The sequence below is a fragment of the Pseudophaeobacter sp. 1A16562 genome (genome assembly GCF_041008785.1).
Classification (GTDB): Bacteria; Pseudomonadota; Alphaproteobacteria; order Rhodobacterales; family Rhodobacteraceae; genus Phycobacter; species Phycobacter gallaeciensis_A.
In genome coordinates, this window is the sequence record NZ_JAXGFT010000005.1 from 114,516 (window position 1) to 137,474 (window position 22,959).

The following is a 22,959-nucleotide window of genomic DNA, read 5'->3' on the forward strand; positions in this document are numbered from 1 at the left end:
GCGCGCAGGTGCCTTTAGGCAAATATCATCGAGCTCAGCTTGCGGCGCCCGTTCAGAACAACCGGATCGTTGGCAGGCAACGCCTCGAAGATGGTGAAGAGCTGCGCCTTGGCCGCGCCGTCGTTCCATTCGCGATCACGGCGGAACAGCTCCAGAAGTTCGGTCACCGCCGCCTCGGCATCACCAGCCGCATGCAGAGCCTGCGCCAGATCGAAACGCGCTGCATGGTCGGCCGGGTCGGCTTCGACCTTGGCGCGCAGATCGGCTACCGGACCGGCATTCTGCGCCTGACGGGCCAGCTCGATCTGGGCCCGAGCCGCTTCGATCTCGGGCGCGTCGGAAATCTCGGCAGGCGCGCCGTTCAGGATTGCCTCGGCCTGATCCAGATCTTCCATCGCGATATGCGCCCGCGCCAGACCACCATAGGCGGCGGCGTTCTTGTCATCCTCGCCCAGAACCGCGGCAAAGGTCTGCGCCGCATCGGCCGCTGCGCCTTCGGCGAGCATTTCCTCAGCCGCCTCCAGCGCCTCACCAAGGCCACCGCCTGCTTCCCCGCCTGCGGCCTCAATCACCTTTTTCAGGAAGGCGTCGATTTCGCTTGGCGGTAGCGCGCCCTGGAACATGTCGATCGGGCGGCCCTGCACAAAGGCCACCACTGTGGGGATCGATTGCAGCGGCAGCCCCTGCTGCGCCAGTGCCTGCGCCAGACGCTGGTTCTGGTCCACATCGATCTTGGCCATGGTGACCGCGCCATTGGCGCGCGTGACTGCCGCCTCCAGCGCCGGACCCAATGTCTTGCAAGGGCCACACCAGGGCGCCCAGAAATCGACGATCACCGGCGCCTGCATCGAGGCCTCGACCACGTCCTGCATAAAGGTCGCCTCTGTGACGTCCTTGATCAGATCACCTGCGGGCGTGGGCGCGCCCGCGCCTCCGAGAATATCCATCATGCTCTTGTTCTCCGTTTGGAACTTGCCCCCTATATGGAATCCCAAGGCCAAGAAACCAAGAGAGGAGTTGCCGCGTGCCGGTTCCGCGCATCGACATCTTTGCCCTGTCCGAGCGCCTGATGGCTATGGACGACGCGGCCTGGGCCCGTCACGCAAACCCGCTGAGCGTTTATAGCCGGGTGTCGATCCTCCCGCTTATGACCCTCGCGGTCTGGTCTCATCTCTGGCTCGGGTGGGGCGCTTTGGCGCCGGTTGCTCTGGTACTGATCTGGACATGGTGGAACCCGCGCGCCTTTGGCCCGCCAGCCACAACCGACAGCTGGGCAGCGCGGGGCACCTTCGGCGAACGGGTCTTTCTGAACCGTGCCAAGGTGCCGATCCCACCGCATCACGCGCAATGGGGCCAGAATCCTGACCCTGGTCTCCGGGGTGGGCGTTGTTCCGTGGGTTTACGGGGTGTGGCAGCTGGAACCAGGTCTGACACTGTTCGGTCTCAGCCTGATGGTCGGCGGAAAACTCTGGTTCTTTGACAGGATGGTCTGGCTATATCAGGACATGCAAGCGCAACGCCCGGAATATGCAAAATGGCTGCACTGATGGCACGCCCTCCCGCGCCCGCAGACGCCCCATGGGGCGCCTTCATGCGGCCTTGGGCCGGGCAGCGCGTTACCGCGCTGCTGTTTCTCCACGACGGTGACTTCTGAACACGGCACCGCGCCGTGCGTCAGCACGGCGCCCGGCCCAACTGCGGCAGGGCAATCAACGATTGCTCCAAGGCAGGCGGGAGCGCCCCACCCTCTGCCTAGAGGTCGAAGGTGGCAAAGACCGGTGCGTGATCGCTGGGTTTTTCCCAACCACGGGCGTCCCGCAGAACGCGGCTAGAGTGACCTGCGCTGGAAATGTCGCCCGTCGCCCAGACATGATCCAAACGCCGTCCCTTATCCGCTGCATCCCAGTCCTTTGCCCGGTAGGACCACCAACTGTAGAGGCGCCCATCGGGGATGTCCTGCCGGGTGATATCGACCCAGTCGCCTGCATCCTGCGTCTCGGCGAGGTGTTCGACCTCGACCGGGGTGTGGCTGACGATCTTCAGCAGTTTCTTGTGGTCCCAGACATCGTCTTCGCGCGGGGCGATGTTAAGGTCGCCGACCAGAATGGATTTCTGTGGCTTTTCGCGGTGAAACCAATCCCGCATGCCAGTGAGGTAGTCGAGCTTCTGACCGAATTTCTCGTTGATCTCGCGGTCGGGTTTGTCGCCGCCGGCCGGGACGTAAAAGTTGTGGATGGTGACGCCATTGTCCAGCTGACCTGCAATATGGCGGGCATGGCCCAGATCGGCAAAATCCATGCTGCCGACCTCGGTGATGGGCATCCGCGACAGGATGGCGACGCCGTTGTACCCCTTCTGCCCCCGCGCGATCATGTGGGTATAGCCAAGCGCGGCAAAGCCCTCCATCGGGATCTTGTCGACCGGGCTCTTGCACTCTTGCAGGCACAGGACATCGGGCGCCTCTTCCTGCAGCAGCTTCAGCACGATCGGCTCGCGCAGGCGGACAGAATTGATGTTCCAGGTGGCAAGGGTAAAGGGCATTGCGCGTCTCTTTCGTAACAGCGGGTCATGGCAGCGGCTCGGCGCCATTCTTGCCCTTCCGGCCCGCCGGATACCAGAGCCTATTTCCCTGGCTTCCCCCATCACTCCCGGAAGTCCGCAGACAAAAAAAGGCCGGGCGCAAGGCCCGGCCCAGTCCAACAGGGAGGTGCATATCATGACCCGGATATGCGCGGGATGGGATCAGGGTAAAGATGACTGACAGACAGATCTTTGATCTGCGTCAACAGCTTTTCCCCGCAGGTTTCAAGCCCCGAACTGTCACAATCCGGTCAGGTCGACAGGCGGTAGCCACCGGATTCCGTTACCAGAATACGGGCATTGGAGGGATCGGGTTCGATCTTCTGGCGCAGGCGATAGATATGGGTTTCCAGCGTATGGGTGGTCACGCCGGCATTATAGCCCCAGACCTCGTGCAGCAGCACATCGCGCGCCACCACACCGTCGTTCGACCGGTAGAGGAACTTCAGGATGTTGGTTTCCTTCTCGGTCAGGCGAATCTTGCGGTTGTCCTCTGTCTCCATCAGCTTCATCGCCGGTTTGAAGGTATAGGGACCCAACGCAAAGACGGCGTCTTCGGACTGTTCATGGGTGCGCAGCTGGGCGCGGATCCGAGCCAGCAGCACCGGGAATTTGAACGGCTTGGTCACATAGTCATTGGCGCCCGCGTCAAGGCCGAGAATGGTATCGGCGTCGCTGTCATGGCCGGTGAGCATCAGGATCGGTGCCTTGACGCCCTGTTTGCGCAGCAGGCGGCACAGCTCGCGACCATCTGTATCGGGCAGCCCCACGTCGAGGATCACCAGATCATAGAGCGCTTCCTTGGCCCGCTCCATGGCGGCCTGACCGTTCTCTGCTTCGAAGACATCAAAGTCCTCGGTCATGATCAGCTGCTCGCTCAGCGCCTCGCGCAGATCGTCGTCATCGTCTACCAGCAAAATCTTCTTCAGTTGCGCCATGGCGGTGTCCTCCAGTTCGTGTGCAGACAGATGCGGTCAGCATCCCCCAACGACAAGGTATGCTGCAGAAGTTTCACGCCCTCGTGTCCGTCAGACAGGAATTGTTTCACTTCCGTTGCATTTGGGCCTAGGTAAGGGCTGTTATAATGTCACGAACTTCCGGATGGTCGCATGAGCCTGATGCCCACCATGATTGAATTGCTGGCCCGCGCACGGGTCGATTTGCGCATGGGCCTGCCCGTGGTGCTGGAGGGTGGCGACAGCGCGGCGCTGGCGATTGCCGTCGAAAGCCTGACGCCCGAGCGGCTAACGGAGCTTCTGGCCCTTGGCCCGGTGTCGCTGGCGCTGACCGCCCGGCGCGCCGAAACCCTGAAGGCGCGCGCCTATGATGAGGATCTCGCGCGCATCCAAGTCCCCGCTCAGGCCTCCTTGCAGTGGATACAGGCGCTGGCCGATCCCGCCGATGATCTCAATACGCCGATGAAAGGCCCGCTCACCAGCCTGCGCGACGGATCCGCCGAACTGCACCGTCTGGCGATTGCCCTGGTGAAATCAGCGCGGCTGCTGCCTGCGGCGCTACTGGTGCCCGTCAACACGGCCCCCCAATTCGCATCCGAGCACGGGTTGACCCGAATCGCCCGGGCTGCTGCCGAACCGCTGCTCAGCCAAAGCTCACCCCTGCATCCGGTGGCCGCCGCCCGCCTGCCGATGGTCGCTGCCGAGGCGGGCCGGTTACACATCTTCCGCCCCGAAGATGGCGCCGAGGAACATTATGCGGTCGAAATCGGTCGCCCCGATCGTAGCAAACCCGTGCTGGCGCGGCTGCATTCGGCCTGTTTCACAGGCGATGTTCTGGGCTCGCTGAAATGCGACTGCGGACCGCAGCTGCGCGGGGCACTGGCGCAGATGGGAGAAGAAGGCGCAGGCGTGCTGCTTTACCTCAACCAGGAAGGCCGCGGCATTGGCCTGGCTAACAAGATGCGCGCCTACAGCCTGCAGGACCAGGGCTTTGACACCGTCGAGGCAAACCACCGGCTGGGGTTTGAGGATGACGAGCGCGATTTCCGCCTTGGCGCTGCGATTCTGAAAGAGATGGGATTCAGCTCCGTCCGGCTGATGACCAACAACCCCAACAAGATTGCCATGATGGAAAAGACCGGCATCGCGGTGGCTGAACGGGTGCCGCTGAAGGTTGGCGAAAACACCCATAACGCGGGCTACCTCGCGACCAAGGCGGCGAAATCCGGGCATCTCTTGTGATGCCCCCCGCGCTGTCGCCCCGGGATCTGGTTCTGACCCCGCGCGGTCTGCGCTTCATGGGGCGCCTCCTGCCCTGTGCCATCGGCAAGGGCGGGCTGACCCAGAGCAAGCGCGAAGGCGACGGCGCCACGCCCGTGGGCGTACATCGCATCGCCGGGATGCTCTACCGTCCGGACCGCATGCTGCCCCCCACGGATTGGGCGGTACCTATCGGGCCGGGGGATCTGTGGTCGGACGATGTGAGGGACCCCGATTACAACCTGATGGTCCGCGCGCCGCACGGTTTCAGCCACGAGCGCCTGCGCCGCGCCGATCCCCTATATGATCTGGTGCTGATCACTGACTGGAACTGGCCCAACGCGGTCAAGGGGCGCGGGTCGGCCATCTTTATCCACCAGTGGAGGAGGCCCGGTTATCCGACCGAAGGCTGCCTTGCCTTCAGCCGCAGTGATCTTCGCTGGATCGCGCAGCGGCTCCGTCCCGGCAGCCGGGTAATTATTCCGCCGGTTTGACCCGCTCGCCAAAAATCGCCGAGCCGACCCGCACATGGGTAGCGCCAAGCGCGATGGCAGTCTCGAAATCGCTGCTCATGCCCATCGACAGGCCGTCCAGCCCGTTACGCGCGGCGATCTTAGCCAGTAGCGCGAAATGCAGCGCCGGTTCCTCGTCCACCGGGGGAATGCACATCAACCCCTTGATGGGCAGATCCAGCGCCCGGCATTCGGAGATGAAGGCATCTGCATCGGCTGGAAGAATACCGGCCTTCTGCTCTTCCTCGCCGGTGTTGACCTGAATGAACAGATCCGGGCAATGGCCCAGCTCCTGCGCCAGCCGGGCGATGGCCTTGGCCAGTTTGGGACGGTCAACCGAATGGATGCTGTCAAAAAGCTCCATCGCCTGACGGGCCTTGTTGCTTTGCAAAGGGCCGATCAGATGCAGATCGATCCCGTCGAACCGTTCAGCGAAGCCCGGCCATTTCCCAGCCGCCTCCTGCACGCGGTTTTCGCCAAAACAACGGTGGCCTTCTTCCAGCACCGCTTCGACCCGCTCGTTGGGCTGCACCTTGGACACCGCGATCAGATGAACCGAGCCCGGCGCGCGGCCTGCGGCCTCTTCTGCCTTTGCGATGCGTGTCTTGATCTCTTCCAGGGACATGGTCGGCCTCCGAGCGATGAAAGTGCGGTTCGGTCTCGGCGCAGAGAAACACTGTTTGTCGGCAAATGTTAAGAGGCAAAAGAAAAGGGCGAGCCTGCAAGCAGGCCCGCCCCCAATTTCACGCTAAGCGTGGTTCAGCTTAGAAGCTGAAGTACACACCAGCTTGGAACTGGTTGTCGTCGTCGGCTTCGTCAACGTAACCGGCAACCACGGTGGCGCCGCCACCCAGGTCGTACTGGTAGTTGATGCCGAAGGAGGTGCCGTCAACGCCGCCGTCACCTTTAACGGTGGACACGGAGCCCGGTGCGTCTGCGGAGTTCACCCAGACCAGAACGTTCGACGCTGCGCCGATGTCCATGTTGCCTTCCAGGGTGAAGCTGTCGACCTGGTCGGTGGAACCGTAGGCCAGTTTCGCGCCGAATGCACCGAAGTTACCGCCAGCAGCAGCAAAGGTGATGTCGTTCAGCGGAACGGAGGAGGACTGCATCGCTGCGGTGACATAGTAGTCGCCGAAGGAGTAAGTCGCCATCACGCCGGTGCGGTCTTCGCCGCCTGCGGAACCGGCAACGGTGCCGCCGTTACGCTGGGAGTAGGACACGTGACCGGTGAAGCCGCCTGCGGAGTACAGAACTTCGATGCCGTTGGAGCCAGCGCCAGCGGAGGAGTATGCGTCCCAGTTGAACACGGTGCCGCCGTTGGTTTTGATGGCAATCTGGTGGAAGCCCATGCCGTCGATGCCGGTACCAGCCGAACGGGTGCCGGTTGCGTACAGACCGGGTGCGTTTTCAACCGCGCCGATGATGTTGCCAACGTTCACGGTCACGCCGTTGTACGACACGCCAAAACGTGCGCCGTTGAATGCGCCGGTGCCGGCAACGCCGTCACGGCTTTCAGCCTGTGCGCGGTAGCGAGCGTTGAATGCAACGCCAGCGTCGGTTTCGGCGGTCATGTCGAACTGCAGGCGCAGACGGCTGGTGATGTTGGTTTTGGAACGGCCAACAACGCGCTCGTTTGCGGAGTTGTAGTCCAGACCGAAACGGCCGTAACCGGACATGCTGACTTCAGCAGCAGCCATGCCCGCGGTTGCGATCAGCGCGGTGGTCGCGAAGAGAACCTTTTTCATAGTTTTTCCCTCGGTTTTCAATTCACATGCCCAAACCGGGGAATCCGGCGTGGGTATGACAAGGGGTTTCGCTCTTTCGGCCCCGGTTTGGCAAGAGCCGCCCATTGGCCGCCGATCATTGTGGCCTGTGCTGGTGCAGCTTTGCCACAGTAGTAAATGCCGCCCCGATTTCGCCGCTCCCGCGCGGCTAAGCCATAGGGACAATATACTTTAATCACCGGCAGACCGCAGCCAGACTGTGACCAAGCGCTGCAACGCCATCTCTCTGTCTTCCGTTGATACCATAACCTCTGCGGCCCAGCACAGCCGCCGCATAATCTCCTGCAAGGACCTCATCAGGCTGCCCAGGATCCGATTCGGTGCAGTGCACCCGGATGCTAAAGCCCTTGCTCAGCTTGCTGCCCATGCGATAGGACTGCCTCAAGTCAAAGGCTCCGGGAGCGGCTATGAAACTGCATAAGATATTTCAGGCGACCTTGATCGGCGCATTGTGCCTGAGCGTTGCCGCCTGCGGCGGGCGCGGCAAAGATCGTCCGGCCAACACCAGCGTTGCGCAGGAATTCAACAACGACGTAGACGCCGCAAAGAGCGATAAATCCTCGATCTGGGATGTCTTTGGCGGCAAGCCCGACCAGAAGGTTCAGGTCAACCGCTACCTGTGGAACGCCAGCATTGATGTGCTGAGCTTCCTGCCGGTGCAAAGCGTTGATCCCTTCACCGGCGTCATCATCACCGGTTATGGCACCCCGCCCGGCGGCGGACGTTCCTATCGCGCCACTGTCCATATCAAGGACCCGGCGCTGGACGCGCGTTCGCTCAATGTCTCGCTTCATTCCAAGGGGGGGCCGGTCAGCGCCTCGACAACCCGCGCCGTCGAAGATGCGATTCTGTCCCGTGCGCGCCAGCTGCGCATCGCAGACAAAAAGTTCTGACCCCTCTGCCCTCTGGAAAGCCGCAGAAAACATCAGTATCACCAGCGCCGGGCCCCATCGCCCGGCGTTTTCATTCTAAAGGACCGCATCCATGTCGCGTTACTCTGCCTCTGAGATCGAAGCAAAATGGCAGGAGGCCTGGGAAAAGGCCGGAATCTTCCAGGCCAAACGGACGGCAGACAAGCCGAAGTATTACGTGCTGGAGATGTTCCCCTATCCGTCGGGGAAGCTGCACATGGGGCATGTGCGCAACTACACCATGGGCGACGTGATCGCGCGCTACAAAATTGCAACCGGCCACAACGTACTGCACCCGATGGGGTTTGATGCCTTTGGCATGCCTGCAGAAAACGCCGCCATGGCCTCGGGCGGGCACCCCAAGGACTGGACCTACGCCAATATCGACACCATGGTCGAACAGATGCAGCCGCTGGGCCTGTCTCTGGACTGGTCGCGGATGTTCGCCACCTGTGACGAGGAATATTACGGCCAGCAGCAGGCGCTGTTCCTGGATTTCCTGGAAAAGGATCTCGTTTACCGCAAAAACGCCGTGGTAAACTGGGATCCGGTCGACATGACCGTTCTGGCCAATGAACAGGTTGAAAACGGCCGCGGCTGGCGCTCTGGTGCGCTGGTGGAACGGCGCGAACTGACGCAGTGGTTCTTCAAGATCTCCGACTATTCCGAGGAACTTCTGGACGCACTGGACGGTCTGGACAACTGGCCCGCCAAGGTGCGCCTGATGCAGGAAAACTGGATCGGCAAATCGCGCGGCCTGCAGTTTTCCTTTGAACGCGCCGACGGTGGTGAGCCGATCGAGGTTTATACCACCCGCCCCGACACGCTGATGGGTGCCTCCTTCGTGGGGATTTCCCCGGACCACCCAATTGCCAAACAGCTTGAGGCCGAAAGCCCCGAACTCGCTGAATTCCTGGCCGAATGCCGCAAGGGCGGCACCACCGCCGAGGCGATTGAGACCGCGCCGAAACTGGGCCGCGACACCGGCATCCGGGTAAAACATCCGCTGAACCCGGAATGGGAACTGCCGGTCTGGATCGCCAACTTCATCCTGATGGATTACGGCACCGGCGCGATCTTTGCTTGCCCAGCGCATGATCAGCGTGACCTCGATTTCTGCCGCAAATACGACCTGCCGGTCACCGACACCTTCCTGGCGCTGGACGATCCCAAGCCGGTCGAAAACGAGGCCTTTGTGCCGCCGAAGACAGAAAAGGTGAAATGGATCAACCACTTCGCAGGGCTGGACGTGGCCACCGGTGAAGAGGCGATCAACGCCACCATCGACAAGGCCGAATCCGAAGGCTGGGGCGAAGGCGTCACCAAATTCCGCCTGCGCGACTGGGGTCTCAGCCGCCAGCGCTATTGGGGTTGCCCGATTCCCGTGGTCCATTGCGACGCCTGCGGCGTGGTGCCGGAGAAGAAAGAAAACCTGCCCATCGCCCTGCCCTATGACGAAGACGGCAAGGCCATCGATTTCTCGGTGCCGGGCAACCCGCTGGACCGCCATCCGAGCTGGCGCGACTGTGCCTGCCCGAAATGCGGTAAGCCTGCCCAGCGGGAAACCGACACAATGGATACCTTCGTCGATTCCTCCTGGTATTTCGCCCGCTTCACCGCGCCGCGCGCCGAAACGCCCACGGTAATGGAAGAGGCAGATTACTGGATGAACGTCGACCAGTATATCGGCGGCATCGAACACGCGATTCTGCACCTGCTGTATTCGCGCTTCTTCGCCCGCGCGATGCACATCTGCGGCCACCTGCCGGAGAAGTCGAAAGAACCGTTCGACGCGCTCTTTACCCAAGGCATGGTGACCCATGCGATCTACCAGACCAAAGGCGACAATGGCCGCCCGGTCTATCACTACCCCGAAGAAGTCGAGCTGCGCGACGGCAAGGCCTTCCTCAAGGAGACCGGCGCCGAGGTTGAGGTGATTCCCTCGGCCAAGATGTCGAAATCCAAGAACAACGTGGTCGACCCGCTGCACATCATCTCGGCCTTTGGCGCCGATACCGCGCGCTGGTTCGTGCTGTCCGACAGCCCGCCGGAGCGCGACGTGGAATGGACCGCCGCCGGGGCCGAGGCCGCTTACAAGCACCTGAACCGGGTCTGGAACCTGTCGGTAAAGATCGCCGAGATGGACCCGAATGCATCCGGCAGCGGCGACGACGACCTTTTGCGCGAGATGCACAAGGCGATCCGCGACGTGACCCTGGGTGTTGAATCCTTCGGCTTCAACGCGGCGATTGCCAAGCTTTACGCCTTTACCAACACGCTGGCCAAATCCAAGGCGGGCGCGGCGGCGCAGAAACAGGCGATCATGGCGCTGGCGCAGTTGATGTCGCCGATGACGCCGCACCTGGCCGAGGCCGTCTGGGAAGCGCAGGGCGGCGAAGGTCTGGTCGCCACGGCAGCCTGGCCCACCGCCGACGAATCGATGCTGGTCGAAGACAGCGTCACCCTGCCAATCCAGATCAACGGCAAACGCCGCGGCGAAATCACCGTCGCCAAGGATCTGGACAAAGCTGAGGTTGAAAAACTCGCGCTGGCGCACGAAGCTGTGCAAAAGGCGCTGAATGGCGGCGCCCCGAAAAAGGTGATCGTCGTGCCGGGTCGTATCGTCAATGTCGTTGCCTGATCCAAGGCATATCCTCGCGCTGCCGCTGGTCCTGTTGCTGGGGCTGGCCGCCTGTGGTTTCACCCCGGTCTATGCGCCGGGGGGCACCGGAGCGGCGCTTTATGGCAAGATCGCCATTCAGTCCCCCGAGGAGATCAAGACCGACAACGAAGTGAACGCCTACCTGCTGGTCCGCAATCTGGAGGAACGGCTTGGCCGCGCCTCTGGCGGCGATTACCGGCTGGACCTGTCCCTGCGCACCCGCAGCGAAGGTCAGGCGATCACCGCGGGCAATGAAACCACCCGCTATTCCATCGTCGGCGTTGCCAGCTACAGCCTGTTCCGCCTGTCCGACGGCGTCATCGTGGCCAGCGGCAGCGAAGATGCCTTTACCGGCTATTCCGCCACCGGATCGACGGTGGAAACCCTGGCCGGGGAACGCGATGCCAATGCGCGGCTGATGCAGATTCTGGCTGACCAGATCACCGCCCGGGTGCTGACCACTGCGGATCTGGCCGCTGCGGCGCCGACTGCGGAATGAAGCTCTCCCCGCGCGACGCTGAGGGCTATTTCAAAAAGCCCGACCCGGACAAGACGGGCCTTTTGATATATGGCGCCGATGCCATGCGGGTGGCGCTGAAACGGCAACAGATGCTGGCGGCCCTGCTGGGCGCCGCCGCTGAGGAAGAAATGCGCCTGACCCGGATGCCCGGCTCCGAATTGCGCAAGGATCCAGCACAGCTTCTGGACGCGGTCAAGGCGGTCGGCTTTTTTCCCGGCCCACGCGCGGTCTTTGTCGAGGAGGCCAACGACAGCGCCGCCCCTGCGATTCTCGCGGCGCTGGAGGACTGGCAACCAGGCGATGCCCAGATCGTCGTCACCGCCGGGCAGCTGAAAGCCACATCGAAACTGCGCAAGGGTTTCGAATCGCATCGCAATGCCTATGCCACCGGCATCTATGACGATCCGCCCTCGCGGGCCGAGATCGAGCGGATCCTCTCCGAAGCGCAGATCCGAGATGTGCCTGGCGACAGCATGTCGGCGTTGACCGATATCGCCAATGACATCGGCCCCGGCGATTTCTCCCGCATGATCGAAAAACTGGCGCTCTACAAATACCAGGACAGCAGCCTCCTGAGCCTTGAGGATATCGACGCCGTCGCGCCGCAATCCACCGAAGCCGCACTTGACGATGTGCTGAACGTGGTGGCCGAGGGGCGCAGCGCCGAGATCGGCCCGCTGCTGCGGCGTCTTCAGGCGCAGGGCACCAATGCGGTGACGCTCTGCATCGGGGCGACCCGCCATTTCCGCACGCTTTACACCGTGGCCGCCGATCCCGGTGGCCCGGCGCAGGGCATCGGCCGCCTGCGCCCACCGCTTTATGGCAAGCGCCGCGACCGGGTGCTGCGGCAGGCGCAGGGCTGGGGCGCCGCCAAGCTGCAGACCGCGCTGACCATTCTGACCGATACCGACCTGCAGCTGCGCTCAGCCGGGCAGACCGCCCCGGCGCTGGCGCTGATGGAGCGGGCACTGATCCGGCTGGCGATGCTCAGCCGCGCCCGCCAGTAAGGGCCCAAAAGGCCGCAACGTTCTGCGGCCATCGACGGGTGCAGACAGGCTTCAGCCTTGACGCAAAGACAGCTGCGCGCATCTGATGCGCAGCAAAACCTGAGGGAGAGAAACCTATGTACACCGTGATCGGCAAACCGATGACCCGCGCCTTCCGCGTGATCTGGACGCTCGAAGAACTGGGCCAACCCTATGATCTGAACACCGCCGCCCCGCACAGCCCGGATATCGTCGCCGTGAACCCCTCGGGCAAGGTGCCAGCGCTGGTCGAAGATGGCGAGGTGATCACCGATTCCACCGCCATCATCACCTATCTGGCGGACAAACACGGCGCGCTCACCGCGCCCGCAGGGACCCTGGCCCGCGCCAAACAGGATGCGGTCACCCATCAGATCCTGGATGAAATCGACGCCGTGCTCTGGACCGCCGCCCGCCACAGCTTTGCCCTGCCCGAAGAGCAGCGCGTGCCCGCGATCAAGGACAGCCTGCGCTGGGAGTTCGAGCGCAACATCGCCCGGCTCGAAGCGCGCCTGACCGGCCCCTACCTGATGGGGGACGCGTTCACCATCGCCGATATCATCTGCGTGCATTGCCTGAACTGGGCCTATGGCGCCAAGTTCCCGGTCGAAAGCCGTGCCCTGCTCGACTATTCCAAGACCGTGCGCAGCCGCGACGCCTTTCAGCGCACCGCAGCGCTGGCCAAGTAATCGACCGCGCCACGTCCGGCCCAGCGCCCGGTGGCAAGACAGGCCGTCAGAAGGTAGCCCCCCGTGGGCGCCTCCCAATCCAACATCTCCCCGGCGCAAAAGGTGCCGGGGATTTCTTTTAGCATCAGCCCCGCATCCAGCGCCTCACGGCACACTCCGCCAGCCGTCGAGATCGCCTCATCCATCGGGCGCAGACCTTGGTGACGCACCGGCAGAGACTTGATCCGCGCCGCAAGCTCTGCGGAATCCTGCGGCAGCGGTCGGGCAAATTCCTGCATCAGCGCGATCTGCGCAGGCGTCAGTTTCAGTGCCTTGCGCAGATGATTGGCAAGGCTCGCCTTGCCACGCGGGCGCGTCAGTCTGCGCGTCACCTCCTCCACGGTCAGATCCGGCAGCAGGTCCAGCGTCAAATCCGCGCCCTCCCGCACCGCCGCGCAAATGGCGTAGATTCCGCCCCCTTCCAAACCGCGAGCAGAGATCACCGCCTCCCCGCGCGACGACAGCGCCCCTGCGCGCAGCGCAATCCCTTTCAGCGGAACCCCGAAATGCGCCGCCATGTGGTCCGACCAATCCACCACTAGCCCGGCATTGGCAGGCTTGAAGGGCGCCAACGCCACACCCCGCGCCGCCAGCAACTCCGCCCAGGCCCCGTCCGAGCCGAGCCGCGCCCAGCTTACACCGCCCAGCGCCAGAACCGTTGCCCCCGCGCGCAGCCGCACCATCCCTTCGGGCGTCTCAAAACTCAGGCAGTTCCCCTCCCAGCCAGTCCAGCGCCAGCGGGTGCGGCGGGCAACGCCCAACTCCTCCAGCCGCGCCAGCCAGGCGCGCAGCAACGGCGAGGCTTTCATTTCCCTGGGAAACACTCGCCCAGTGGAGCCGGTGAACAGATCGCGCCCCAGGCCCCGTGCCCAGTCCTGCACGGCGCCTGCATCAAATGCCCTCACCATGGGTGCAAGCCAGTCCCGCGCGGCACCATAGTGTTCGATCAGGTCGTCAAAGGTTTCATCCTTGGTCAGGTTCAGGCCGGATTTCCCCGCCATCAACAGCTTGCGCGCAAGCGACGGTTTGGCCTCGGCCACCAGCACGCGATAGCCTGCGCGCGCCAGTTCCTCAGCCGCCATCAACCCCGCAGGCCCACCGCCGATGACCACCGCATCCCACTGTTCCGATTGCCCCGCCATGAAACTCCGCCTTCCGCCCCTTGCCCGCATCCATCTGCGCCGCATCTAATGCAGTCCAGCCGCAAAGACGAGAGGTCAGGATGCCAGAGCCGAACCCGACACCCATATGTCCCCTCTGCAACCGCCCCATCCCCGCGGACGTTCCGCAAAGCCTGCACCACCTGATCCCGAAACTCAAAGGTGGCAAGGGCGGCCCCACCGTGCTGCTACACCATATCTGCCACCGCGAAATCCACGCAGCCCTGACCGAGGCCGAGCTGGCCCGCGACTATGCCACCATCGACGCGCTGCGCAGCCATCCGCGCCTCGCCCGCTTCATCGCCTGGGTCCGCAAACGCCCACCTGGCTTTTCCTCCCGCGTACCGGGTAAGCGACGCAAGCGTTGATGCGCCCCCGGCTCTGCTCTGGCACCGACAGCGGGTCAAGGCTGGCCGCAGGCCACCCTGCGCAGCAGGGGCAATGCGCCTTGAGGCGGTGACGGTGCCTCTACACTCGATATGGCCCTGTTGAGGCAGTTTCTGCCCTCAACAGGGCCTCTCAGCAGGAAAAACGCCGCGCGACAGCGCGGCGCTACGCCCAACGGGACGCGGGGCATGGCATGCTCCAAGGGCGGGCGGGAGCCGCCCCTGCCCCTCTTAGCGGCACATCTCCAGAATACCGCGTGCAGTCTCCGGCTTGGCCGCCAGCGCATCGCTCAGCAGGGCGCGGGCGCTCTCCATCAGAGCATCGGGCTCCACGATCCGGTCCACCAGCCCCCAGGCACAGGCCTCTTCCGCCTCGATCTTCTGACCGGCGGCCAGGATCATCTTGGTGCGCGCCGGGCCGATCAGCGCCACCATGCGCGCCGGGTCCGAAGGCTGCGGCAGGTAGCCAAGCTTCATCACCGGATAGAAGAACTTTGCCGAAGGCACCGCCAGGCGGATATCACAGGCCAGCACCATGCCGTTAGCGCCCCCGGCCAGCGTGCCGTTCAGCGCCGCGATGGTCAGGCAGGGCAGCGCCGCGATGGCGCCCGACAGCCGCTCCCACAGGGGCGAGGTGGCAAGCCCCGCGCGCGCCGCCTCCAGATCGGCGCCGGCGCTGAACACCTTGCCGGTGCCGGTCAGGATAAAGCCTCGCGCCTCGCCCGCGCGTTCAGCGATCTCGGCCAGTTCCGTCAGCATCTCACCCGTCAACGAGTTCGCCTTGTCCGGGCGGTTGATCGTCACCACCCAGAGGCCCTCATTCGAAATCTCTAGGTTGATCATATCAGGCCCACCCGGCGGCGGATCGCGTCTTCGCGCAGGGAAATCTCCTGGCCGAGGAAATCATCGGCATCGCTGCCGCACATCCACAACAGCGCCTTGGCGGGCCATTCTGCGGGAATGTGATCTTCCCAATCGAGCTCGCTGACCGGGTTGATGCCGCTGGCCTTGATCTCGCGCTGCATCTGGGTCGCGACGGTGCCCGGCGACAGGCCCATGGCGCGGATGCCGTTGCCGCCTTCCTCCAGGTGCAGGGCGCGGGTCAGCATCGCAGCCCCGGCTTTTGAGGTGCAATAGGCGCTCCAGGCCTCCAGCGGGTTATGCGCAGCGCCGGAACTCACCGTGATGATGGTGCCGCCCCCGGCGGGTTTCATCAGCGGCAGCGCCGCGCGGATGCCGTTGAACACACCCTTGATGTTGATATCGATCAGCTTGCCCCAGGCCGCCGGATCGGCCTCTTCCAGACGCGCGATCGGTTCGATCACCCCGGCGTTGTTGATCAGCACATCAAGGCTTCCGAAATGCTCGTGTGCTTTTTCCAGCGCCGCCGCAACCGCGCTTGGTTCCGCCACATCACAGGCAAAGGCGAGCGCATTTCCGCCGAGTTCCCCGACCAGTTCGCCCAGCGCATCGGTGCTGCGCGCCAGCAGCGCCAGGTTGGCCCCCGCGGCGGCGAAAACCCGTGCTGCATCGGCTCCGATGCCGCGGCTGGCCCCTGTGATGACGACCGTCTTGCCCTGCATATCCATATGATTTCTCTCCAATACCTGTATCGCGACAGTGGTTCCCCTCTGTGGTAAACTCCCTAGGGGGAACGGTCCAGCCCCAGGCCCCTTGACGCCGGTGGCGCCGCGACGGACCATGGTATCCAACGCTTGCTACGAAAGGTTTCACCCATGTCCATTTTTCTCGCGCGCAGCTGTGGCGCCGCTCTTCTTCTGACTGTTTCCGCCCAGGGGGCGCTGGCCGATCTCAGCGCCAAGGACGTCTGGTCCGACTGGAAATCCTACATGACCGGCACCGGTTACGAGGTGACCGCCACCGAAAGCATGTCGGGCGACACGCTGACGGTTTCCGATCTGTCGATGATGATGCCGATCCCCGACGAAGAAGACGTGACCGCCGGGCTCAGCATGCCCGAGATCAAATTCACCGAGAATAGCGACGGAACCGTCAGCATTCTGGTGCCAAAGGAATTTCCGCTGACCGTGCGCGCCAGCGAAGATGATGACAAGCTGACGGTAAATCTGATCATCACCCACGACGGCACGCCGGTGACGGTTTCGGGTGATTCCGAGAACATGACCTATGACTATGCCACCAGCGAGATGACGATGACGCTGGACGGGCTGGAAGCCACTGGCGAGGACATCCCCCAGGATGCGATCCGGGGCACCGTCTCCCTGTCCGACATGGTGACAAAAACCGCCATGTCGCTGGCCGGGGTGCGCAGCTACGATCAGACCTGGACCGCTTCAGCGCTGAGCTATGATCTTGGCTTCAAGGATCCGGACAGCGAGGATTTCGCCTCCTTTAACGGCGCGATGCAGCAGCTTCAGGCGCATGGCACCAGCACGGTTCCGGCCGATCTGGACAAGAGCGGTGATTTCTCTGCGCTGCTGGCCGCCGGTTTTGGTCTTGATACCGATTTCTCCTACACCAGCGGCACCTCTGCCTTTGCCTTTCAGGATGGCAGCGACAGCCTGACCTTTGACAGCACCTCGGGCGGCGGCAACTTTGGCGTTGCGATGGACGCAAGCAAACTGACCTATGACGTCACGCAAAAGGACATGGCCTTCAACGTCACCGGATCGGATATTCCCTTCCCGCTGGCGCTCAGCATGGCCGAGGCTGGTTTCAACATCACCATTCCCCTTGCCAAGTCCGAGGAAGAACAGGACTTCGCGCTTGGCGTGGCGCTGCGCGACTTCGCGGTTCCGGAAATGCTCTGGGGCATGGTCGATCCGGCCGGCGCCCTGCCGCATGATCCGGCCAGCGTCGTGCTGAGCCTCACCGGCAAGGGCAAGGTGTTGTTCGACGTCTTCGATGCCGAAGCCATGGAAAAGGTCGAGGATGGCGAGGTCGCACCGGGTGAGTTGAACGCGGTCACCATCCAGGAGTTGCTGGTCTCGGCAGCGGGTGCCAAGCTGACCGGTACCGGTGATTTCGCCTTCAACAACGATGATCTGACCAGCTTTGACGGCATGCCGGCCCCCTCGGGCGAAGCGAACCTGTCGCTGACCGGTGCCAACACCCTGATGGACAAGCTGATCGAAATGGGCCTGATGAGCGATGATGACGCCATGGGCGCCCGGATGATGATGGGCATGCTGGCTGTTCCCGGCGAAGGCGAAGACACGCTGAACTCGAAGATCGAGATTTCCGAAGACGGCAAGATCCTCGCCAACGGCCAGCGCATCAAATAAGCTGACCCACAGCAAAAACGCTTTACGGGACCGCCTTTGCGCGGTCCCTTTTTCTTGCGGCAATTGTCCCTGCGCCCTTGCAGCAGGGGGTTCCTCTGGCTAGCTCTATGGCGACCCGCAGCAACAGGATGGCCCGAGACGCCCATGACCCAGACCCCCGAGACGCTTTGCCATGCCCTGATCGATGCCGCCCGCAAGGCAGGCGCGGATGCTGCCGATGCCATGGCCGCTGCAGGCAGTTCCCTCAGCATCGAGGTGCGCGAGGGCCGGTTGGAGCATGCCGAACGCTCCGAAGGCACCGATCTGGGATTGCGCGTCTTCTTGGGACAGCGTCAGGCGCTGGTCTCCTCCTCCGACAGCCGCCCCGAAACCATTGCCGCCATGGCCGAACGCGCCGTGGCCATGGCCCGAGAGGCGCCCGAGGACCCCTATACCGGCCTTGCCGCACCGGATCAGTTGGCGCAGGACTGGGACCTTGCGGCGCTGGATCTGAACGACCCCGCCGCCGATCCGGCCCCGGCCGCCCTGCAAGAGGATGCGCTGGCCGCCGAAGCCGCCTGTCAGGCCATCGACGGGATCAGCCAGGTGCAATCCGCAGGCGCGGGCTATGGCCGCAGCTCGGTCTATCTGGCGACCTCGAACGGGTTTTCCGGCGGCTACACCCGCACCGGCCGGTCGATTTCCTGCACCGGCATCGCGGGCACCGGCACCGGGATGGAGCGTGATTACGACGGCGATTCCCGCACCTATCAAAGCGACCTGCGCAGCGCCGAAGAGATCGGTCGCAGCGCCGGGGAACGCACCGTGGCGCGGATGAACGCACGCAGGCCCAAGACCGGCACCTATCCGGTGTTGTTCGACGAACGGATTTCCGCATCGCTGATCGGTCATCTTCTGTCGGCGGTGAATGGCGCTGCCATCGCACGCGGCTCCTCCTGGCTGCAGGACAGTCTGGGACAGCAGGTGCTGCCCACGCATCTGTCGGTGATCGAGGATCCGCACCGCCCCCGCATTGCGGGATCGCGTCCCTTTGACGGCGAAGGTCTGGCCACCCGCCGCCGCGCCATCGTCGAGGACGGCACCCTGACCGGCTGGACGCTGGATCTGGCCTCGGCCCGCAAACTGGGGATGGAAAGCACCGCAAACGCCGCCCGTGGCATCGGCTCAGTGCCGTCGCCGTCGAACTGGAACGTGGCGCTGACCCAAGGCGATCAAAGCCGCGCCGATCTAATTGCGGGCATGGGGACCGGGTTGCTCATCACCTCGCTGATCGGCTCAACCATCAATCCCAACACCGGCGATTACTCACGCGGCGCCTCAGGGTTCTGGGTCGAGAACGGTGAAATCGCCTATCCGGTGAACGAATGCACCATCGCGGGCAATCTGCGCGACATGCTGATGCGGATCGTGCCTGCCAATGACGCGCGGAGCTACCTGTCCCGCGTCGTACCATCGCTGCTGGTCGAGGGGATGACGCTTGCCGGCAATTGACGACGCCCAGACAGAAGAACAGGCAAAGGGCCTTACGGACCTCGAACTGCTGATCCGCGCCGCCGAGGCTGCGGGCGACATCGCCAGCCGCTATAGCGGGCCAACGGCGCGGCGCTGGGACAAGCCCGGCGGTCAGGGGCCGGTGACCGAGGCAGATCTGGCGGTGAATGCGCTGCTGGAAGAGATGCTGCCTGAGGCGCGGCCTGACTATGGCTGGCTATCCGAAGAAACCGAGGACAGCGCCGACCGGTTAAGCCGCGACAGCGTCTTCATCATCGACCCCATAGACGGCACCCGCGCCTTTGCCGAAGGCTCGCGCACCTGGGCGCATTCTCTTGCCATTGCCACCGCGGGCCGGGTCACCGCTGCGGTGATCTACCTGCCGCAGCGCGGTCTGATGTACACCGCGGCGCAGGGACAGGGAGCTGCCCGGAATGGCACCCCGATCCGCGCCTCCTCGCTGACCGATCTGGCGCTGGCCGAGGTGCTGACCGCGCGGCCCAACCTCGCCGCCGAACATTGGCGCACCCGCAATGCCCCCGGTTTCACCCGCAGCTATCGCCCGTCACTGGCCTATCGCATGGCCAAGGTCGCAGACGGGCGCGCCGGTGCCATGCTGACCCTGCGCCGCAGTTGGGAATGGGACATCGCCGCCGGCGATCTGATCCTGCGCGAGGCTGGCGGGCAGGCGACCGACCGTCTGGGCCAGGACCTGAGGTTCAACAATCCTGTGCCATTGCTCAATGGGGTGGTGGCCGGACCTCCGGCCCTGCATAAGGAGCTGATCGCAGCGCTGGACCCCGACGGCCCCGGCATTGCAAGCTGACCCGGACGTTACGGTCCGACCACACCGGTTGCCCGCGACACGCAGATGAATTTTTGGACGCCCCATATGCCCAGCCGCAGCTCCCGCCCCGTATCAAGGACGGTTCCCAGCACTGACCTGCCTCCGCGTCCGGAGGGGGAAGTTCTGTGGGTTCATGCGACCAGCACCGAACGCTACATGGCCCTCTGCGATGTCGGAAACCGGCTTAAGACGGCGCGGCCGGATCTGTCGGTTCTCGCCACCTGGGAGCCGGACATGGCGCCACCGCCCGAGGCCGAAGGCTGTGATATCGCCGCTGGCCACCTGCCCCCTGACAGCCCGACGGATGTGCGCGCCTTTCTGAACCTCTGGCGCCCGGATTTCTGCATCTGGTCCGGCGGACGGCTGCGCCGCGTCCTGCTGCGGCACATGCGCGAACAACGCATCGACGCGCTGCTGGTTGATCTGACGGAGAAGGAACTGCCGAGCCGCACCAGCCGTTGGCTGCCCGATCAGCGCCGCCGCATGCTGGATGGCTTCGCTGCGATCCTGACTCCCGATGCCGAGGTCCAGAGCCAGTTGCAGCGCACCGGCATTTCGCCGGACAAGCTGCAGATGGCCGGACGTTTGCGGATCTCGACCTCGCCGCCCGGCTGCAACGACGAGGAACTGACAGAGTTGCAAGGGGTGCTTGGCAGCCGTCCCGTCTGGCTGGCGGCGCAAGTGCGCCCGGACGAATTGCCGATGGTGCTGGAGGCACACAGGATCGCTCTGCGGCTGTTGCACCGGCTGATCCTTGTGCTGTCACCGGACAGCTATGGTGGCCTCGATGAATGTCGCGCCGCCCTGAAGGACAGCGGGCTGCAATATGCCGATTGGGACGCCGGGAATGAACCGGACGATTACACGCAGGTTCTGCTGGCGGACAAGGACGACCTTGGCCTCTGGTATCGGCTGGCGCCTGTCTGCCTGATGGCGGGCAGCCTGCACCGGGGCCGCGAGGGTCATTCGCCGCTGGACGCCGCCGCGCTCGGCTCGGCCATTCTGCACGGTCCCGGCACCGTGCGGCATCAGGAGATTTATGCCCAGCTGGCGAATTGCGGCGCTGCCGAATGCGTCTACACACCCCAGGAGTTGGCCGAAATGGTACTGCACCTGTCGGCCCCCGATATGGCGGCGGAAATGGCATTGGCAGGTTGGGAAGCCGTCACAGAGGGCGCAGCGATGACTGATCAGCTGATCGACCGGGTGCAGGATCTGCTCGACCTGAGGGAGGAGCGTAATGCGGCCTCCTGAGTTCTGGAACAAGGCGCCCGGCGCCTTTGATCTGCGCGCCATCCTGCTGGCGCCGCTGGGCCGTCTATATGGCGCGGTGACCCGCTCGCGGCTGACCAAGGGCACGCCAGCGAAGGTCGACGTGCCGGTGATCTGCGTCGGCAACCTCAATGCCGGGGGCACCGGCAAGACGCCGACGGTGATCTGGCTAATCGAGACCCTGCGCGCCATGGGGCACGACCCGCATGTGGTCAGCCGTGGTTACGGCGGCACGCTGATTGGCCCCGAAGAGGTCATTCCCGCCCGCCACAAAGCCTCGCAAACCGGGGATGAGCCGCTGTTGCTGGCCGCCTTTGCCAATGTCTGGGTGGCCCGCGACCGCGCCGCCGGAGCACGCGCCGCTGCAGCTGCCGGGGCGACGGTGATTCTGCTGGACGACGGGTTTCAGAACCCAAGCCTGGCCAAGGATCTGTCGCTGGTGGTGGTGGATGCGGCGCGGGGGTTCGGCAATGGCCGCTGCCTGCCCGCCGGGCCGCTGCGCGAACCGGTGGCCGAAGGTCTGGCGCGCGCCGATGCCGTCTTGTCCATCGGCGCCCCTGCGGCGCAGGAGAAGTTCGCCCGCCTCTGGGGTGCGACGATGGAGGGGCTGCCACATGTCTCGGCCCATCTGGCGCCTTTGCAAACCGGCATGCCCTGGCAGGGCACCCGGGTTCTGGCCTTTGCCGGCATTGGCTATCCGCAGAAGTTCTTTGATACCCTGCGCACTCTTGGCGCCGATCTGGCCCGAGCCGAGGCGCTGGACGATCACCAGAGCCTGCCAACGGCGCTTCTGACCCGGCTCGAATCCGATGCAAAGGCGCTGAACGCGCAGCTGGTCACCACCGAAAAGGACGCCGTGCGCCTGCCCGCCAGCTTCCGCCACAAGGTGATCACCCTGCCGGTGCGCCTTGAGATTACGGCGGCAGACCCGCTGATTGATCTTCTGAAGCGGGCGGCACCGCCACCGCCCTAGCCACGAAAAGAATTGGCTATGTCAGAAGATCGTGTTGGTATTCTGTGCGGACAGAAGGGAGCATTCGCTGCGGTTGCGCCAATGACGGCATCGGCGCTCCACGGCTGTTGCGAAACAGACCAAGAAGATGACGGCTGTCAAAAGGTCATCACGATAACCATCAGAGCGGCGAGCCCAATGGTCCAAGCATCGAACAAAAGCATCGGCCAACGGTTTATCACGCCGATCGTTAGAGGGTTGAGCAGCCATGGCAGTGGGCCCCGAGTTCTTTTTTGGACACGTTGCCTAATCCGGACCCCAAACCACCCAGATACTAGGCCGAACAAAACAAATAGATAGGGGAGGAGAGCCGAAGCGACTAAGAGTACAAAGACAGCCATCATGTGAGGCAGATCAAGCTTCATCTCCTTCTCAATGTCCCCCTTTTCATAGAAGGGTGGGAAGCTGCTATTCACCTGCAGCGCCAAAATAAGATAGCAGAAACCGAATATACCGATCAGGAATGGGATACCGGGAATCGACATGCTGTAATGCTCGAAAGGAGATTTAAAGTTGTTTGAGAGGACCTTCGTGAACCTTGCAGCGCAAGTCAATATGGGCTCAAAGCGGATCAACGTGATCTT

Annotated in this window: 22 protein-coding genes and 1 pseudogene; 14 read left to right on the plus strand and 9 right to left on the minus strand. The window is 63.6% G+C overall.

Annotation, left to right across the window (positions count from 1 at the left end; all coding sequences use genetic code 11):
• Positions 1 to 14 precede the first annotated feature (14 nt).
• Positions 15 to 950: a tetratricopeptide repeat protein gene (locus SM764_RS08825; protein WP_274835249.1), complete on the minus strand. Its 936-nt coding sequence runs from the start codon at positions 948 to 950 to the stop codon at positions 15 to 17.
• 125 nt (positions 951 to 1,075) lie between these two features.
• Between SM764_RS08825 and SM764_RS08830 the strand changes: the two are divergent.
• A pseudogene (locus SM764_RS08830) lies at positions 1,076 to 1,547 on the plus strand (DUF6653 family protein).
• A 205-nt stretch (positions 1,548 to 1,752) separates the two neighbouring features.
• On the opposite strand, the gene SM764_RS08835 reads toward SM764_RS08830, so the two are convergent.
• Both SM764_RS08835 and SM764_RS08840 read right to left on the minus strand, forming a co-directional pair.
• A complete protein-coding gene (locus SM764_RS08835; RefSeq protein ID WP_369001548.1) occupies positions 1,753 to 2,541 on the minus strand; it encodes an exodeoxyribonuclease III in 789 nt (262 codons plus the stop codon).
• 290 nt (positions 2,542 to 2,831) lie between these two features.
• A complete protein-coding gene (locus tag SM764_RS08840; RefSeq protein WP_065271862.1) occupies positions 2,832 to 3,518 on the minus strand; it encodes a response regulator transcription factor in 687 nt (228 codons plus the stop codon).
• A gap of 171 nt (positions 3,519 to 3,689) precedes the next feature.
• Between SM764_RS08840 and ribA the strand changes: the two genes are divergently transcribed.
• Both ribA and SM764_RS08850 read left to right on the plus strand, forming a co-directional pair.
• The gene (gene ribA, locus SM764_RS08845) at positions 3,690 to 4,778 is read left to right on the plus strand and encodes a GTP cyclohydrolase II (protein ID WP_369001549.1); all 1,089 of its coding nucleotides are present in this window, start codon (positions 3,690 to 3,692) and stop codon (positions 4,776 to 4,778) included.
• Positions 4,779 to 4,789: 11 nt separating this feature from the next.
• Positions 4,790 to 5,290 (plus strand): L,D-transpeptidase family protein, encoded by a 501-nt coding sequence (locus tag SM764_RS08850; RefSeq protein ID WP_369001666.1) that lies wholly within the window; start codon positions 4,790 to 4,792, stop codon positions 5,288 to 5,290.
• Here the strand turns inward: SM764_RS08850 and SM764_RS08855 are convergent.
• Positions 5,274 to 5,933, minus strand: a complete 660-nt coding sequence (locus SM764_RS08855) for a YggS family pyridoxal phosphate-dependent enzyme (protein WP_369001550.1) — start codon at positions 5,931 to 5,933, stop codon at positions 5,274 to 5,276. The genes SM764_RS08850 and SM764_RS08855 overlap by 17 nt on opposite strands.
• Positions 5,934 to 6,072: 139 nt before the next feature.
• Positions 6,073 to 7,056: a porin gene (locus SM764_RS08860; protein WP_065271865.1), complete on the minus strand. Its 984-nt coding sequence runs from the start codon at positions 7,054 to 7,056 to the stop codon at positions 6,073 to 6,075.
• A gap of 446 nt (positions 7,057 to 7,502) precedes the next feature.
• Here SM764_RS08860 and SM764_RS08865 point away from each other — a divergent pair, with 446 nt between their 5' ends.
• The 5 genes from SM764_RS08865 to SM764_RS08885 all read left to right on the plus strand — a co-directional run bounded on the left by SM764_RS08865 (position 7,503) and on the right by SM764_RS08885 (position 12,902).
• Positions 7,503 to 7,988: a DUF3576 domain-containing protein gene (locus SM764_RS08865; RefSeq protein ID WP_274833094.1), complete on the plus strand. Its 486-nt coding sequence runs from the start codon at positions 7,503 to 7,505 to the stop codon at positions 7,986 to 7,988.
• Between the two features lie 91 nt (positions 7,989 to 8,079).
• Positions 8,080 to 10,647: a leucine--tRNA ligase gene (leuS, locus tag SM764_RS08870; protein WP_369001552.1), complete on the plus strand. Its 2,568-nt coding sequence runs from the start codon at positions 8,080 to 8,082 to the stop codon at positions 10,645 to 10,647.
• On the plus strand, positions 10,634 to 11,167 hold the full coding sequence (gene lptE, locus SM764_RS08875; protein ID WP_274835243.1) for an LPS assembly lipoprotein LptE: 534 nt from the start codon (positions 10,634 to 10,636) through the stop codon (positions 11,165 to 11,167). The genes leuS and lptE overlap by 14 nt, the downstream gene beginning before the upstream one ends.
• Positions 11,164 to 12,195 (plus strand): DNA polymerase III subunit delta, encoded by a 1,032-nt coding sequence (gene holA, locus SM764_RS08880; RefSeq protein WP_369001553.1) that lies wholly within the window; start codon positions 11,164 to 11,166, stop codon positions 12,193 to 12,195. Before lptE ends, holA begins: the two co-directional genes overlap by 4 nt.
• 116 nt (positions 12,196 to 12,311) lie before the next feature.
• A complete protein-coding gene (locus SM764_RS08885) occupies positions 12,312 to 12,902 on the plus strand; it encodes a glutathione S-transferase family protein (protein ID WP_369001555.1) in 591 nt (196 codons plus the stop codon).
• Here SM764_RS08885 and SM764_RS08890 read toward each other — a convergent pair.
• Positions 12,875 to 14,083 (minus strand): TIGR03862 family flavoprotein, encoded by a 1,209-nt coding sequence (locus tag SM764_RS08890; RefSeq protein WP_369001556.1) that lies wholly within the window; start codon positions 14,081 to 14,083, stop codon positions 12,875 to 12,877. The genes SM764_RS08885 and SM764_RS08890 overlap by 28 nt on opposite strands.
• A gap of 80 nt (positions 14,084 to 14,163) precedes the next feature.
• Between SM764_RS08890 and SM764_RS08895 the strand changes: the two genes are divergently transcribed.
• Entirely contained in the window at positions 14,164 to 14,469 is a 306-nt protein-coding gene (locus SM764_RS08895) for an HNH endonuclease family protein (RefSeq protein WP_274835240.1), read from the plus strand.
• A gap of 249 nt (positions 14,470 to 14,718) precedes the next feature.
• Here SM764_RS08895 and SM764_RS08900 read toward each other — a convergent pair whose 3' ends face one another.
• Together SM764_RS08900 and SM764_RS08905 are read right to left on the minus strand one after the other, a co-directional pair.
• Positions 14,719 to 15,330, minus strand: coding sequence for an enoyl-CoA hydratase/isomerase family protein (locus SM764_RS08900; RefSeq protein WP_347508212.1), 612 nt, complete (start codon positions 15,328 to 15,330; stop codon positions 14,719 to 14,721).
• Entirely contained in the window at positions 15,327 to 16,076 is a 750-nt protein-coding gene (locus tag SM764_RS08905; RefSeq protein ID WP_065271874.1) for an SDR family oxidoreductase, read from the minus strand. The genes SM764_RS08900 and SM764_RS08905 overlap by 4 nt, the downstream gene beginning before the upstream one ends.
• Positions 16,077 to 16,223: 147 nt before the next feature.
• On the opposite strand from SM764_RS08905, the gene SM764_RS08910 reads away from it, so the two are divergent.
• From SM764_RS08910 to lpxK, 5 genes are all read left to right on the plus strand, one after another.
• Positions 16,224 to 17,753, plus strand: a complete 1,530-nt coding sequence (locus SM764_RS08910) for a DUF2125 domain-containing protein (protein ID WP_369001557.1) — start codon at positions 16,224 to 16,226, stop codon at positions 17,751 to 17,753.
• Positions 17,754 to 17,897: 144 nt separating this feature from the next.
• A complete protein-coding gene (locus SM764_RS08915; RefSeq protein ID WP_369001558.1) occupies positions 17,898 to 19,244 on the plus strand; it encodes a TldD/PmbA family protein in 1,347 nt (448 codons plus the stop codon).
• The gene (locus SM764_RS08920; protein ID WP_369001559.1) at positions 19,231 to 20,070 is read left to right on the plus strand and encodes an inositol monophosphatase family protein; all 840 of its coding nucleotides are present in this window, start codon (positions 19,231 to 19,233) and stop codon (positions 20,068 to 20,070) included. The genes SM764_RS08915 and SM764_RS08920 overlap by 14 nt, the downstream gene beginning before the upstream one ends.
• 66 nt (positions 20,071 to 20,136) lie before the next feature.
• Complete coding sequence (locus SM764_RS08925) at positions 20,137 to 21,345, plus strand: 3-deoxy-D-manno-octulosonic acid transferase (RefSeq protein ID WP_369001560.1); 1,209 nt, start codon at positions 20,137 to 20,139, stop codon at positions 21,343 to 21,345.
• Positions 21,332 to 22,336, plus strand: a complete 1,005-nt coding sequence (lpxK, locus tag SM764_RS08930) for a tetraacyldisaccharide 4'-kinase (RefSeq protein WP_369001562.1) — start codon at positions 21,332 to 21,334, stop codon at positions 22,334 to 22,336. Before SM764_RS08925 ends, lpxK begins: the two co-directional genes overlap by 14 nt.
• Positions 22,337 to 22,473: 137 nt before the next feature.
• Here lpxK and SM764_RS08935 read toward each other — a convergent pair whose 3' ends face one another.
• Positions 22,474 to 22,950, minus strand: coding sequence for a hypothetical protein (locus SM764_RS08935; RefSeq protein WP_368947617.1), 477 nt, complete (start codon positions 22,948 to 22,950; stop codon positions 22,474 to 22,476).
• Positions 22,951 to 22,959: the final 9 nt, after the last annotated feature.

What these genes read in the sequence shown, in the direction of transcription:
- SM764_RS08825 (WP_274835249.1), bottom strand. Translation starts at nt 950, where the DNA reads ATGATGGATATTCTCGGAGGCGCGGGCGCGCCCACGCCCGCAGGTGAT.
- SM764_RS08835 (WP_369001548.1), bottom strand. Translation starts at nt 2,541, where the DNA reads ATGCCCTTTACCCTTGCCACCTGGAACATCAATTCTGTCCGCCTGCGC.
- SM764_RS08840 (WP_065271862.1), bottom strand. Translation starts at nt 3,518, where the DNA reads ATGGCGCAACTGAAGAAGATTTTGCTGGTAGACGATGACGACGATCTG.
- ribA (WP_369001549.1), top strand. Translation starts at nt 3,690, where the DNA reads ATGAGCCTGATGCCCACCATGATTGAATTGCTGGCCCGCGCACGGGTC.
- SM764_RS08855 (WP_369001550.1), bottom strand. Translation starts at nt 5,933, where the DNA reads ATGTCCCTGGAAGAGATCAAGACACGCATCGCAAAGGCAGAAGAGGCC.
- SM764_RS08860 (WP_065271865.1), bottom strand. Translation starts at nt 7,056, where the DNA reads ATGAAAAAGGTTCTCTTCGCGACCACCGCGCTGATCGCAACCGCGGGC.
- SM764_RS08865 (WP_274833094.1), top strand. Translation starts at nt 7,503, where the DNA reads ATGAAACTGCATAAGATATTTCAGGCGACCTTGATCGGCGCATTGTGC.
- leuS (WP_369001552.1), top strand. Translation starts at nt 8,080, where the DNA reads ATGTCGCGTTACTCTGCCTCTGAGATCGAAGCAAAATGGCAGGAGGCC.
- lptE (WP_274835243.1), top strand. Translation starts at nt 10,634, where the DNA reads ATGTCGTTGCCTGATCCAAGGCATATCCTCGCGCTGCCGCTGGTCCTG.
- holA (WP_369001553.1), top strand. Translation starts at nt 11,164, where the DNA reads ATGAAGCTCTCCCCGCGCGACGCTGAGGGCTATTTCAAAAAGCCCGAC.
- SM764_RS08885 (WP_369001555.1), top strand. Translation starts at nt 12,312, where the DNA reads ATGTACACCGTGATCGGCAAACCGATGACCCGCGCCTTCCGCGTGATC.
- SM764_RS08890 (WP_369001556.1), bottom strand. Translation starts at nt 14,083, where the DNA reads ATGGCGGGGCAATCGGAACAGTGGGATGCGGTGGTCATCGGCGGTGGG.
- SM764_RS08895 (WP_274835240.1), top strand. Translation starts at nt 14,164, where the DNA reads ATGCCAGAGCCGAACCCGACACCCATATGTCCCCTCTGCAACCGCCCC.
- SM764_RS08900 (WP_347508212.1), bottom strand. Translation starts at nt 15,330, where the DNA reads ATGATCAACCTAGAGATTTCGAATGAGGGCCTCTGGGTGGTGACGATC.
- SM764_RS08905 (WP_065271874.1), bottom strand. Translation starts at nt 16,076, where the DNA reads ATGGATATGCAGGGCAAGACGGTCGTCATCACAGGGGCCAGCCGCGGC.
- SM764_RS08910 (WP_369001557.1), top strand. Translation starts at nt 16,224, where the DNA reads ATGTCCATTTTTCTCGCGCGCAGCTGTGGCGCCGCTCTTCTTCTGACT.
- SM764_RS08915 (WP_369001558.1), top strand. Translation starts at nt 17,898, where the DNA reads ATGACCCAGACCCCCGAGACGCTTTGCCATGCCCTGATCGATGCCGCC.
- SM764_RS08925 (WP_369001560.1), top strand. Translation starts at nt 20,137, where the DNA reads ATGCCCAGCCGCAGCTCCCGCCCCGTATCAAGGACGGTTCCCAGCACT.
- lpxK (WP_369001562.1), top strand. Translation starts at nt 21,332, where the DNA reads ATGCGGCCTCCTGAGTTCTGGAACAAGGCGCCCGGCGCCTTTGATCTG.